This window comes from Prosthecochloris marina, assembly GCF_003182595.1.
Classification (GTDB): Bacteria; Bacteroidota; Chlorobiia; order Chlorobiales; family Chlorobiaceae; genus Prosthecochloris; species Prosthecochloris marina.
Map to the genome: position 1 here is coordinate 232,003 of NZ_PDNZ01000001.1, position 11,478 is coordinate 243,480.

Consider the following 11,478-nt stretch of genomic DNA (forward strand, 5'->3'; position numbering starts at 1 on the left):
ACATGAATGATGCAGCGATACGTTTATCGGGTATCTCAAAAAAGTTCGGTGAGTTATGGGCTAACCGCGACATCTCATTGGATATCCAAACCGGATCGATTCATGCCATCGTCGGAGAGAACGGAGCCGGGAAAAGCACGTTGACCAGAATAATCTACGGCCTTTCCACGCCAACGTCAGGCACCATTTCCATCAGAGGAAGAAACATACGTTTCAGCACTCCGCGCCAAGCCATTGCCGAAGGAATCGGTATGGTCCACCAGCATTTCATGCTGATACCGGAGCTCAGCGTTACGGAAAACATCATACTTGGAGCTGAGCACTGCCCACTTTTTGCCCCACTGAAGAAAAAAGAAGCTTCGCTGAAAATTCAGTCCATCGCTGAAAATCATGAGCTTGCTCTCGACCCTGATATGCTTGTATCCGAACTCTCCGTCGGAGAAGAACAAAGAGTTGAAATTCTGAAGCTACTGTACCGCGAAGCCAGCATACTGATTCTCGATGAACCAACAGCTGTACTTACTCCTTCTGAGACAGAACAGCTTTTCAAGACACTCAAATCTCTTCAGCAAGAGGGCAAAACCATAATCTTGATTACCCACAAACTCGATGAAGTTCTGAGGGTTTCCGATATGGTAAGCGTGATGCGCAAGGGAAAAATTGTCGCAACAAAAACAACGAGCTCCGTCACGAAGAGTGATCTTGCCAATTTGATGGTAGGCAGAAATGTTCTGCTCCAAGTCGACAACCCCTTGGAAATACCAGGAAAACGCATATTGCAAGTCTCTCATGTCAGTCTCACCGATTCCAAAGGACGCTCAAGACTCAATGACCTCTCTTTCGAAGTCAATGCAGGTGAGATATACGGCATCGCAGGGGTCGAGGGAAATGGACAGCGTGAATTGCTTACCCTGCTTTGGGGGATGGCTGAACCACAACACATAACGAAAGGCACTGTCTCTCTCGAGGGAGCATCCCTTTTAGGGAAAAATTCAGCAGAAATTGCATCATCAGGTGTTTCCCACATTCCTGAAGATCGCCTGAAGCACGCTGTGATATCCAATTTCTCTATAAGCGAAAACATCATTTTCGGTCGCCATAGGGAAGACAAATTTCTCAAGTTCGCGGGCTTCGATGCAACCGCCGTCAACAACTATACAAAAAGCATGATCGACCTCTACGATGTACGTTGTGAACTGCAAAACAACCCATCCCTTGCAAGCCTTTCAGGTGGTAACCAACAGAAAATAGTACTGGCAAGAGAAATCGATCGTCCTGATCTCAAATTGCTCATTCTTGCCCAGCCTACTCGTGGAGTCGATATCGGCGCCATTGAAATGATCCACAAAAAAATCATCGAGACAAGAGATAGAGGTGTTGCCATACTTCTCATCTCTGCCGAACTCGATGAGATCATTTCGTTATCGTCCAGAATCGGTTGCTTTTACAAAGGAACTATCCGGCATGAGTTTTCCATGGAAGAAGTCCGTCAAGGAAGATCCTCCGAACAGGATTTCGAAAAAGAAATTGGCATGTTCATTACCTGAAAAGACTATCAGTCATGCAAAACCGTTCTATCAAGTTTGTCATTCCACTGCTTGCGACAGCAGTTGCATTGGTTATCAGTGCATTGCTGATCATGACAACAGGAAGAGACCCCTTGATGATCTATCAGAAAATGTTCTCGATGACATTCGGTTCGGATTATGGAACCGGACAGATCGTATTCAGAACAACCTCCCTCATCCTGACCGGACTGGCTGTAGCTATCCCCTTCAAGGTAAAACTGCTCAATATCGGAGGTGAAGGCCAGGTTCTTGCCGGCGCATTTACAGCTGCTTTTGTCGGCATCATGCTTCCCCCCCAGACACCGCCGCTCATTGCCATATCGATTTGCTCAACATCAGCCATGATTGCAGGAAGTTCCATAGGTCTCCTTGCCGGGTGGCTGAAAGTCCGATTCGGCATCAACGAAGTAATATCGACAATCATGCTGAATTTCATCGTACATGCTTTTGTCGGTTACCTCTTGACCTGGCATCTTGCCGTCCCATCAACCGTTCATACCCCTGAAATCATCCAGTCGGCACAAGTGCCAATGTTCGATAGCGTAATCGGTATCTGGCGAAAATCCCCGGCAAATATCAGCACTCTGTTTGCACTTACCGCCAGTCTTTTATCATGGATCATGATATTCAAAACCACTACAGGATATGAAATGAGGGCCGTAGGCCTGCAACCCGAAGCCGCAGGATATGCCGGTATCAGTACAAACACACACATCATGAAAGCGATGGCCATAGGTGGCGCTATGGCTGGCCTTGCATCGACGAACCTCGTACTCGGCTACAAGCATTTTTATGAGGCGGGGCTGACAAGCGGAATAGGCTTCATCGGGATCGCTGTAGCACTACTCGCTCTGGCTCATCCTTTATGGCTTGTTGCTTCCGCCCTGTTGTTCGGGTTTCTGGAATACGGAGGTCTGACTGTCAATGCTTACGTACCAAAAGACATTTTCATGATGGTACAGGCAATTACAATTCTGATGATACTGGTACTAACAAAAACCTTACGCTGAATGAGTTAACGTGGATCTGCAAAACTGCTGTCGTAAGATATCAGCGCTCTCTCTTCGCACAACCTTTGCAACCTACTTGTCAGGATCGGAATCAAGATCAGAGCCATAAAGATTCATCTGCTTACGATAGTAGGAAAATGCCTGCTCCTGACGCACAACGCCAAGCAGTTTATCCGATTTACGTGACAGCACCGGAAGAATATCATAATCTGTCAGCTCAAAAAGCTTCAGTGCTTCGTCCAGTTTTGAAGTTTCATATAGGACGGGAATATCTTTTTTCACAATATCTTCGGCAATAAGACCGGTCAACGGTCCCTCTCTGAGCAAAATGCTCATTTCCTCGAGCCTTATAACCCCGACGAACTCATCGCTCTCTGTTGTTACGAGAAAGTTCGATTCCGGGGTATTGTGAAACACATCGATAATTTTTTCAGCCCTTGTAACATCACGAAACCTGACATAACTGGTTCGCATGATGTCCAGGACACTTATATTCTCCGCTACGGAAAGCGCAATACCAAAACCGACACGGACCCCTTCTTTCTCAAGCACATAGGTCTCCATAGAATAGCTATATGCAAGACGGGCAATCAATGCAGCGGTAACAGCAGCAAACATGATTGGCAAAACAATTTCATACTCCCCTGTCACCTCAAAAAGAATCAGAATTACCGTAAGAGGAGCACGAATGATGCCTGCGGTCAAAGCCCCCATACCGACAAGGGCATATGCTCCGGATGCAGCAGTTATGCCAGGGAACAGTGTATGAACCAGATTACCGAACATACCCCCCAGCATCGCCCCCATTTTCATTGCAGGGGCAAACATACCGCCAGAACCGCCGGAACCTACACTGAAGCCCGCAACAACCGGCTTCAAAAGATAAATGCCAACCATGTTCAGCCATGACTCGGTGCCTCTTACAGCGTTATCGATCACTTCATAGCTGTAACCGTAGAGTCCCGGTAACCACATACAGACCAAACCGGTTAAAAGCCCGCCGATTGCAGGCATTGCCCAGGCCGGTATGTTGCGTTGTTTTTCGACTTTCAGAAATGTCTCTTCTATTCGATAATACACCTTGATGAACATCACGGCGGAAAGACCGGCCAAAACGCCGAGCACAAAATAAAACAGGAGTTCCGTGTTGGAAACAAGACTATAATCCGGCACCTGAAACGTTGGTGAATTACCGAGGTAACTACGAGAAACAACTGTGCCTATGACAGCAGCAATAACGATCGGGCTAAAGGTTCTGACACTGAAATCACCAAGGATCACCTCGATAGCAAACATAACGCCACCAATCGGTGCATTGAAAACCGCAGCAAGACCGGCTGCCGCCCCGCACCCAAGAAGAGTTCGTTTCCTGTCCGGCGAAAATTTAAGCACCTGAGCGACAGAAGACCCAAGAGCCGCACCAACCTGTGCGATTGGAGCCTCGCGTCCACCACCACCACCCGTACCTATACTCAGAACGGAAGTTATGGTTCGATGGAGCCACAACCGCCGAGGAAGATTCCCCTCGTTCTGTGCAACTGCTTTTATAACACTTGCGAGGCCATGCCCTGGCCTTGTTTTGACGACATACGCGTTATAAAGCCCGACAAGCAATCCACCCACAGCCGGCACAAAGGGCATCAACAGCCCCCAATATCCCTCTGTTATAAATGAAGTACCAAAAACTTCGAGTCCACCGAAAAAAAAGTGACTAAGAAGCTTGATAGCATCATGGAAAATGACCGCAACGTAACCGGTTGTAACCCCAACAAAAACAGCAATAAACAGAAAAGGCAGATCCTGATTGAGATTGAGCTGAATCAGGATATTTTCCAATGTCAGCTTGAAAAACTTCTGCGATGTCCCCCTAAAATATCTGCTTCTTCTAAACAGTATATACAGGATGGCAAGAACTTTCCTGCTCCAGCTACCTTTTATTTTCGAGGGGCTTTTCATCAATAGGAATTCAACTCACAAAGAATGGATATGCATATTGGGCAGAAGAAGAAAAATCATCCGCATATTCACCATACAATTTATTTTTTTATCTTCAATCGCTTTTAAGAAGAATGATCCGTTTATCTTAAACTTGTTTCTATAATTATGCCAGTAAAACGTACCGAAAAAGCCTCCAAAAAAGCTGCAAAGAATACTTCAGCAGCAACAGCTTCGACAAAGAAAAAAACAACGGCGGCAAAATCAACAACCAAAAGCACAGCCACCCCCAAAAAAACAGCAAAGAAAACTTCCTCCACAACAAAAAAACAAACCAGAAAGGCTGCATCAATCACTCCAATGACAGCAGAAAATCATGAAACTGTCAGAATCGCCGCCTATTACCGCTGGGAACAACGAGGAGGAATCCATGGTTTTGATGTTGAAGACTGGCTACAGGCTGAAAAAGAAATGACCAATTAAAGAAGCGCAAACACGTTATAGAAAGCCATTCGGAGGAATGGCTTTCATATTCCAATGCAAAACGTATACAAATGTCCCTCTTCAGTACTTTATTCAGCAGTATCAAAATCTTTTTTGCCGGCATATGGCTTGTAATAAGGATCGTGCTCGAATATTTCGGAATCATCAGCGATGGCAACGACAGAACAACCGGCATAAAAGACCTTCGTGATGAATATAAAAAGGCGAATTACCGTTGAAACGGAAAATTTTCACAGTTCAATCCGAAACAACCCGTTTTGCCATCCATTTTATTTACTCATCATCAACAACCACAGTGAGATCAACAACTTTACCCGGCTCGGCGAGAGCATTCACCGCCGGTTTCTGATTAATCACCGTATAAGGTACAAGAAGCGACGAATACTCATATGAAACATTGCCGGTATTGAAGCCGTTTTCAACTATAACCGTTCTTGCCTGTTTGAGTGACATTCCCAAAACATCCGGAACAGGAATCTTCTGAACAGTCTCCACCACTTCTGCCTTTCCCACGATCAATGAAATGGAAGACCCCGAGGAAACAACGGTTTTAGGCGCTACCGACTGACTCAGTACCTTACCGTCTTCCGCAGGATCATAGACCGACTGCACCTGCACTCCTGTTATAGCGACATCAAAACGATCAAGAATCTGGCGCACTTCATCAAGTGGCCTCCCATAAAAATCAGGTATTGAAAACCTCGGCTTTTCCCGTTTGTTCAGTACCAGATAAACCGTTCTTCCCGGCTTTACCTCAGACCCTGCAACGGGTCGCTGAACAATGACGGTGTTTGAATCGATATCAGGCAAGTAACGCACGTTATAACTTTTCTTCCCAGTAAGCCCGGCAGACTTTAAAGCACCGAGAGCTTTATTATAGCTCATCTTTTCTACATTCGGCACAAATACACTCTGCCCCTGACGGGTATATGAAATCATTATGAATTTATCCATCACAACGTATCCTGCAACAAGCAGAACAACAACCACAAGAACTTTCTTCATTATACTGTCCGAGCCTTCTTAATTCTGACGTTTCATAACAAAATCAACAAGCAGCCTGAGAGAACGTTTTGCATCACCTTCTTCCACACTTTCTATCGCAGCCAGTGATTTGTCGGCAAAACCCTCGGCCACTTCCGCCGCATAATCCAGTCCGCCCTTCTCTTTGACAAACGCTATAACCTCACGACTTCTCATAGTTCTCTTTTTCGAACTCTTCAGTATGCTTTTTATCATTTTCTGCTCAGCACGATCAGCGTTACGAAGAGCATATATCAGCGGCAATGTAATTTTCTTGTCTTTAATATCGATCCCCAGCTGTTTACCTGTCTTTTTTGAATCACCAGTATAGTCGAGCAAATCATCACGAATCTGGAATGCAAGTCCAAGGTACTCTCCGTAACTCTTCAGCGCTTCGATTTTCTCTTCATCGTCCGTAGTGCTTGCAGCTCCCATAGCACTTGCCGTTGCAAGGAGAGAAGCTGTTTTATCCGATATAACCCTCAGATAATCGGCTTCGGTTATATCAAGACTTCTCGTTTTCTGAATCTGTAGTATTTCACCTTCGCTCATGCGTCGAACAGCATCCGAAACCATATGCAGAAAGAGATAATCTTTGTTATCGAGCGAAAAAAGGAGTCCCTTTGAAAGCATATAGTCACCAATCAACACGGAAATTTTATTTTTCCACAGGGCATTGATCGAGAGCAGTCCTCTTCGCATTTCAGCACCATCAACAACATCGTCATGAATCAGTGTTGCAGAATGCAATAACTCCACCATAATAGCTGCCCGGTAGCTCTTCTCTTGCACTCCACCGCAAACTTTTGCCCCAAGCATAACCAACAGAGGGCGAATCTGTTTCCCTTGCTGCTTCAATATGTAACGAACAACTTTGTCAACGAGACTGTTGTCCGTATTCAGTGCTGTTTTGTATTTTTGCCGAAAAGCGTTCAGCTCTTCGGTCACAGGAAAAACAACTTCTTGTAAATTCACAGGCTTTGTTTGTTGCGAGCGGCTCAAAGCGCACTTATGTAATCAGTTGTAACAATCTGTTAGTATAACAGTTCTCTCCGAAATAAAAAGCCTGAAACCGGATGTAAAATTCCTTATGTCGCAAAAATATTCAAATAACGAGAAAAAAAATCATCAATTACACTTCTCTCTTATTTATACAGCCGACACTATGTCAGATAAAGCTCATAGTGAACCTCCACGCTCTCTTTTTATCATATCACTTCTTCGTTATTTTTGTATCGTGCTTATCCATGAACCGATAAATCCACCCCGTTCACTGCTTGTAAACCAGCAACCATTACCGGGCAAAGGTTTTAGTAAAATATTATCCATCAATACGTTATCAACCAACAGATCAACCTCTAAAAAACAATTTGCTCACGATTGGTATGTTTATTAGTATGTTTCGGTTCAGTAATAAACCAGCTTGCTCCCTGGCTTACCTAAGCAAGGAAAAGCAAACGAGTTCCCGACAAACAAGCTGTTGTGCAGCATGAGCAATGAAACAGAATCCTCAAAATCCAAATCACCTGCTTCGCAGCTGATGGATGCTGAAATTGAAGCAAGAGAGCGTGATCTTGCCGAACACGAGCATGAAGAGGATGACAGTTCCGGTATTACAGAAATGAATTTTATCGAGCATCTCGATGAACTGCGCAGCCGACTCATCAAGAGTGGAATTGTGCTTATCGTGGTAATGGCTCTCTGTGCACTTTTTTCGGACACGCTTGTCAATCAGGTTCTTATTGCGCCATTAAAGAACAGTAGTGACACCGTTGTTTTGCAAAACCTCGTGCCGTACGGACAAATTTCTCTGTATCTCCAAGTAATATTTTTTTCGGGTTTCATACTTTCTTTCCCTTATCTCGTCCACCAGATCTGGCAATTCGTGTTACCCGGATTGAAGCAAAAAGAGAGAGCTGCAACACGTTTTATCATTTCCTTCATTTCGCTTTCATTTTTTGCAGGCATCGCCTTCGGGTACTTCATTTTCATGCCGATCTCACTCAAGTTTTTTGCCAGATTCGGAACCCCTCTTATCGAAAACAACATCGCTGTTCAAGACTACGTCAGCTTCTTCATTGGAGCACTTCTCACGACAGGCATTGTCTTCGAACTGCCGTTCATCTCATATATTCTTTCCAAGATAGGACTGCTGACTCCCGCCTTCATGCGCTTCTACCGCAAGCATGCCATTGTCACACTTTTAATCCTTGCCGCCGTCGTCACCCCCTCTACCGATATCGTTACACAGCTTGTCATTGCGATACCGATGATCCTGCTCTACGAACTCAGTATTGGTATTTCAGGCTATGTGAACCGGAAAAACGATGCTTTGGCGAGTGCACCGAAAGTCACCTCAAAATAAGCAGTAAAAGCAAGGCTTTCGGCTTCGTCAGCTCAATTCGGCCTGGCTCATGATCTTGTGATAAAGTTCATGAACAGCTCTTTCAAGTTCCTTTAACGAACCATTGTTTTCTATCACAAAATCAGCCCGCTCGACCAGCTTTGTCTGGGGCCACTGAGACCGAATACGATGCATGATTTCTTCACGGGTTCCCATTCCTTTCTTCATCGCGCGATCCACCCTTTTATCGAGATCAGCCACAACAACCACTACCATATCCAACCCTTTATCGCCACCAGACTCGAGCAGGATCGCCGCTTCTTTTACAAGTATTTTCACCCCTGACCTCGAAGCCTTTTGAACTGCACGCTGAAAAGCCTTGAAAACTTTCGGATGAATCAATTCGTTCAACTGCCCTAACAAAGAGGAATCAACAAAAACCTTCCGGGCGATATGCCGTCTGTCCAATGCCAACTCTCCGGCTTTATCCAGAAAATACACCTCGTCACCGAAAAGCTTTTTTATCCCTGCAACTATTTCCGGATCTTCAAGCTGAAGCTCTTTGGCAACCTTGTCAGCCTCAAAAACAGCACACCCCATTTCGGCAAATATACTGCTCACACTGCTTTTTCCACAACCAAGCCCTCCCGTTATACCGACAAGCAAAGGAGCACGCTGCACTGTCTTTGCTTCAACGATCATCCTGTTGCAGGTTGTTTCTTACCTGAAGCAAAACCGCCCGCCACAGCTTGGGGTTCTCCTTATAGACATCTGTCCGTTCGTTAAAACCTTCGAAGGTCAATGCATGTATCTCAAACAATGAATCAATGTGCTTGCCTCCGATCAGAGAGACATTTTCCGATTCACTGACAGTCACCCCGGACAGCACCAAATAATCTGCATAAAACGCAGCAAATTTTCTGTCAGCCTCACTCAGAACAGGCTGTTCACTTCGAGTACATCCCTGCCCAAAGAATATGAAAAGAAGAACAGCACCGCACAGAGCATACATTCCGGCTTTTCGAGACCTCATGACGACTCCTTTTAGATTAACCTATCCGATGTCGATTAAAAAAGCTGCAAAAATCTTGAAAAGAAGACAAAAGTATCGACAAGAAAAGGAATTATCAAAAAATTCATCTGCAAGAGAAACTAAATCTTTATGGCAAGAGTTAAAAAACCACATCTCGTTCTAATGGCACTTTTAATTTAAACCTTCAACTCTCATGGCATACACACAACCGGCGCTACCCTATGCTGAAAATGCTCTTGAACCCCACATCTCAGCTAACACCATAAGCTTTCATTACGGTAAACATCATGCGACCTATGTAAAAAAATTCAACGACATGGTAGCTGGCACCGCCCATGACGATCAAAGCATAGAAGATGTTTTCATCGCAGTAGTCAACGATCCGGAAAAAACCGGAGTGTTCAACAATGGTGCACAAGCATGGAACCACTCTTTTTACTGGAACAGTCTCTCTCCGAACGGAGGGGGAAAACCGTCCGGGGAAATAGCGGATAAAATCGATGCTGATTTCGGCGGCTACGATTCATTCAAAGCAGAATTTGCCAATGCCGCTGCAACACAATTCGGCAGTGGATGGGCATGGCTCGCTCTTGACAACGGACAGCTGAAAATCGTTAAAACCCCCAATGCACAAAATCCTCTGACAAGCGGTATGCATCCGATCCTGACCATTGACGTCTGGGAACATGCATACTATCTCGATTATCAAAACCGTCGCCCTGACTATATAACAGCTTTCATCGACGAGTTATTGAACTGGGACTTCGCTTCACAGAACTTCCTCAACGCTCAGGTGTAAAGCTGAATCACAATCCATGACTAAGTGAAAGAGGCTGTCTCAAAAGGGCAGCCTCACAGCCATCAATTTCCATTCATCAGTCACAGGAAAAAGTCATACCACCTGTGAAGTCTGCACTTCTAATTCTCGGAGCAACTCGACTCTTCTATGGAAGCCGTTGCTGGTTCCTGTTCCTGACTTATGAGCCGTATGAAGCTCATATGGACCCATCTCAAAGCGCAGAAAATACCTGCCGAATCATCAACCATGAATGCATGCCCCCGATGTTTCGAGAGCAAGGCAGCCGGAACATATGTTCCGGCAAGTTCTACATCCAGGGAAGTTGAACAACCCTGTCCAGATCGATAATTTTCACTTTTTCCGGCATCTTGAACTGAATATCGAGATCGGCTGGATTGACGACACGCTCATCGTATGCGATGACCAGCTCATGCTTTCCGTTGCCATCCACACCAGGATTGAACATCATGACATCAATTTCACCTGGAAGGTTGACCGTCTTGCCTTCGAGAGCATATGGCGAGAACTGCCTGAAGTGCACTTCCACCTGTTTTCGACCACGAGAGTCGATAAAAAGCAATCCTTCGATATTTCGTGTCAATGGATTTACCAGCAACTCTTTTTTTCCACCTTCTACAACAACGACAAAACTAACTTTTCCCGCTCCTTTATAAACCCTTTCTATTGACTGAACAGGCTCGTCGACAGCCACTACACCGGCCAGAACATCAGACAGAAACTCATAACCAGCCCCCAATCCAAGAATTTTCTCAAGATTATCAGGATGGTTTCTTCCTACAAGAAGCCGGTTGTTCAGCATATCGTGAACAAAGAGGGAATCAGGCCGAAACAGCATATCGGCCACCGGCCACCCAACAACTCCCGCACTGACTATTATGCGCGTGTCTTTTGATCGTTCAAGCTGTACGGTACAGTATAAGTGCTCCCCTCTTTTCGGTGTCCTGATCCAGATATCGGCATACCCATCGATGGCAGCCACCACTTTGGACGCCTCCGAAACATCACGATAAAGCTCTGCGAGATCCTCGCTAAGCTCAACGCTTTCTGTAGGCCACTCTTCAATTGTAACTGTTCTGAAATCCGCACACCCTGCGGCAAAAAACACAAAAAAAACGTACAGGAACCCTCTAAAGGCTTGTTTCATCGAAAAATCTTGGATAATGAATAGGTCAAGAATATTGAGAATATGGCGAATATTCTTTTTTTAAGCTGTTCTTTTTTTATCCCTACATTAATTCATT

The 11,478-nt window shown here is 45.1% G+C and carries 13 protein-coding genes; 6 read left to right on the top strand and 7 right to left on the bottom strand.

Going from position 1 to position 11,478, the window contains the following annotated elements; genetic code table 11:
• The first annotated feature begins 2 nt into the window (after positions 1-2).
• Positions 3-1,547 carry an ABC transporter ATP-binding protein gene (locus CR164_RS01105; protein WP_110022070.1) on the top strand — a complete coding sequence of 515 codons (1,545 nt, stop codon included), beginning with the start codon at positions 3-5 and terminating at the stop codon, positions 1,545-1,547.
• A gap of 14 nt (positions 1,548-1,561) precedes the next feature.
• Positions 1,562-2,578: an ABC transporter permease gene (locus CR164_RS01110; protein ID WP_110022071.1), complete on the top strand. Its 1,017-nt coding sequence runs from the start codon at positions 1,562-1,564 to the stop codon at positions 2,576-2,578.
• A gap of 72 nt (positions 2,579-2,650) precedes the next feature.
• Here the strand turns inward: CR164_RS01110 and CR164_RS01115 are convergent, their stop codons facing one another.
• Complete coding sequence (locus tag CR164_RS01115; protein ID WP_110022072.1) at positions 2,651-4,534, bottom strand: chloride channel protein; 1,884 nt, start codon at positions 4,532-4,534, stop codon at positions 2,651-2,653.
• Between the two features lie 122 nt (positions 4,535-4,656).
• The gene (locus CR164_RS12920; RefSeq protein ID WP_146204122.1) at positions 4,657-4,869 is read right to left on the bottom strand and encodes a hypothetical protein; all 213 of its coding nucleotides are present in this window, start codon (positions 4,867-4,869) and stop codon (positions 4,657-4,659) included.
• A 4-nt stretch (positions 4,870-4,873) separates the two neighbouring features.
• Here CR164_RS12920 and CR164_RS01120 point away from each other — a divergent pair, with 4 nt between their 5' ends.
• On the top strand, positions 4,874-4,996 hold the full coding sequence (locus CR164_RS01120; RefSeq protein WP_110022288.1) for a DUF2934 domain-containing protein: 123 nt from the start codon (positions 4,874-4,876) through the stop codon (positions 4,994-4,996).
• A gap of 71 nt (positions 4,997-5,067) precedes the next feature.
• On the top strand, positions 5,068-5,235 hold the full coding sequence (locus CR164_RS13090; protein WP_110022073.1) for a hypothetical protein: 168 nt from the start codon (positions 5,068-5,070) through the stop codon (positions 5,233-5,235).
• A gap of 55 nt (positions 5,236-5,290) precedes the next feature.
• Here CR164_RS13090 and CR164_RS01130 read toward each other — a convergent pair whose 3' ends face one another.
• On the bottom strand, positions 5,291-6,022 hold the full coding sequence (locus CR164_RS01130) for a PASTA domain-containing protein (RefSeq protein ID WP_167392926.1): 732 nt from the start codon (positions 6,020-6,022) through the stop codon (positions 5,291-5,293).
• Positions 6,023-6,040: 18 nt separating this feature from the next.
• Positions 6,041-7,015: a polyprenyl synthetase family protein gene (locus CR164_RS01135; protein WP_110022075.1), complete on the bottom strand. Its 975-nt coding sequence runs from the start codon at positions 7,013-7,015 to the stop codon at positions 6,041-6,043.
• A gap of 514 nt (positions 7,016-7,529) precedes the next feature.
• Between CR164_RS01135 and tatC the strand changes: the two genes are divergently transcribed.
• Positions 7,530-8,405, top strand: coding sequence for a twin-arginine translocase subunit TatC (tatC, locus tag CR164_RS01140; RefSeq protein WP_110022076.1), 876 nt, complete (start codon positions 7,530-7,532; stop codon positions 8,403-8,405).
• A 27-nt stretch (positions 8,406-8,432) separates the two neighbouring features.
• Here tatC and coaE read toward each other — a convergent pair whose 3' ends face one another.
• Together coaE and CR164_RS01150 are read right to left on the bottom strand one after the other, a co-directional pair.
• Positions 8,433-9,086, bottom strand: coding sequence for a dephospho-CoA kinase (coaE, locus tag CR164_RS01145; RefSeq protein WP_110022077.1), 654 nt, complete (start codon positions 9,084-9,086; stop codon positions 8,433-8,435).
• Positions 9,076-9,417: a hypothetical protein gene (locus tag CR164_RS01150; RefSeq protein WP_110022078.1), complete on the bottom strand. Its 342-nt coding sequence runs from the start codon at positions 9,415-9,417 to the stop codon at positions 9,076-9,078. The genes coaE and CR164_RS01150 overlap by 11 nt, the downstream gene beginning before the upstream one ends.
• A 193-nt stretch (positions 9,418-9,610) precedes the next feature.
• Between CR164_RS01150 and CR164_RS01155 the strand changes: the two genes are divergently transcribed.
• Positions 9,611-10,216, top strand: coding sequence for a superoxide dismutase (locus CR164_RS01155; RefSeq protein WP_110022079.1), 606 nt, complete (start codon positions 9,611-9,613; stop codon positions 10,214-10,216).
• A 307-nt stretch (positions 10,217-10,523) separates the two neighbouring features.
• Here the strand turns inward: CR164_RS01155 and CR164_RS01160 are convergent, their stop codons facing one another.
• On the bottom strand, positions 10,524-11,381 hold the full coding sequence (locus CR164_RS01160; protein WP_110022080.1) for a DUF4292 domain-containing protein: 858 nt from the start codon (positions 11,379-11,381) through the stop codon (positions 10,524-10,526).
• Between the last annotated feature and the right edge of the window lie 97 nt (positions 11,382-11,478).

What these genes read in the sequence shown, in the direction of transcription:
- CR164_RS01130 (WP_167392926.1), bottom strand. Translation starts at nt 6,022, where the DNA reads ATGAAGAAAGTTCTTGTGGTTGTTGTTCTGCTTGTTGCAGGATACGTT.
- CR164_RS13090 (WP_110022073.1), top strand. Translation starts at nt 5,068, where the DNA reads ATGTCCCTCTTCAGTACTTTATTCAGCAGTATCAAAATCTTTTTTGCC.
- CR164_RS01115 (WP_110022072.1), bottom strand. Translation starts at nt 4,534, where the DNA reads ATGAAAAGCCCCTCGAAAATAAAAGGTAGCTGGAGCAGGAAAGTTCTT.
- coaE (WP_110022077.1), bottom strand. Translation starts at nt 9,086, where the DNA reads ATGATCGTTGAAGCAAAGACAGTGCAGCGTGCTCCTTTGCTTGTCGGT.
- CR164_RS01155 (WP_110022079.1), top strand. Translation starts at nt 9,611, where the DNA reads ATGGCATACACACAACCGGCGCTACCCTATGCTGAAAATGCTCTTGAA.
- CR164_RS01150 (WP_110022078.1), bottom strand. Translation starts at nt 9,417, where the DNA reads ATGAGGTCTCGAAAAGCCGGAATGTATGCTCTGTGCGGTGCTGTTCTT.
- CR164_RS01120 (WP_110022288.1), top strand. Translation starts at nt 4,874, where the DNA reads ATGACAGCAGAAAATCATGAAACTGTCAGAATCGCCGCCTATTACCGC.
- CR164_RS01160 (WP_110022080.1), bottom strand. Translation starts at nt 11,381, where the DNA reads ATGAAACAAGCCTTTAGAGGGTTCCTGTACGTTTTTTTTGTGTTTTTT.
- CR164_RS01110 (WP_110022071.1), top strand. Translation starts at nt 1,562, where the DNA reads ATGCAAAACCGTTCTATCAAGTTTGTCATTCCACTGCTTGCGACAGCA.
- tatC (WP_110022076.1), top strand. Translation starts at nt 7,530, where the DNA reads ATGAGCAATGAAACAGAATCCTCAAAATCCAAATCACCTGCTTCGCAG.
- CR164_RS01105 (WP_110022070.1), top strand. Translation starts at nt 3, where the DNA reads ATGAATGATGCAGCGATACGTTTATCGGGTATCTCAAAAAAGTTCGGT.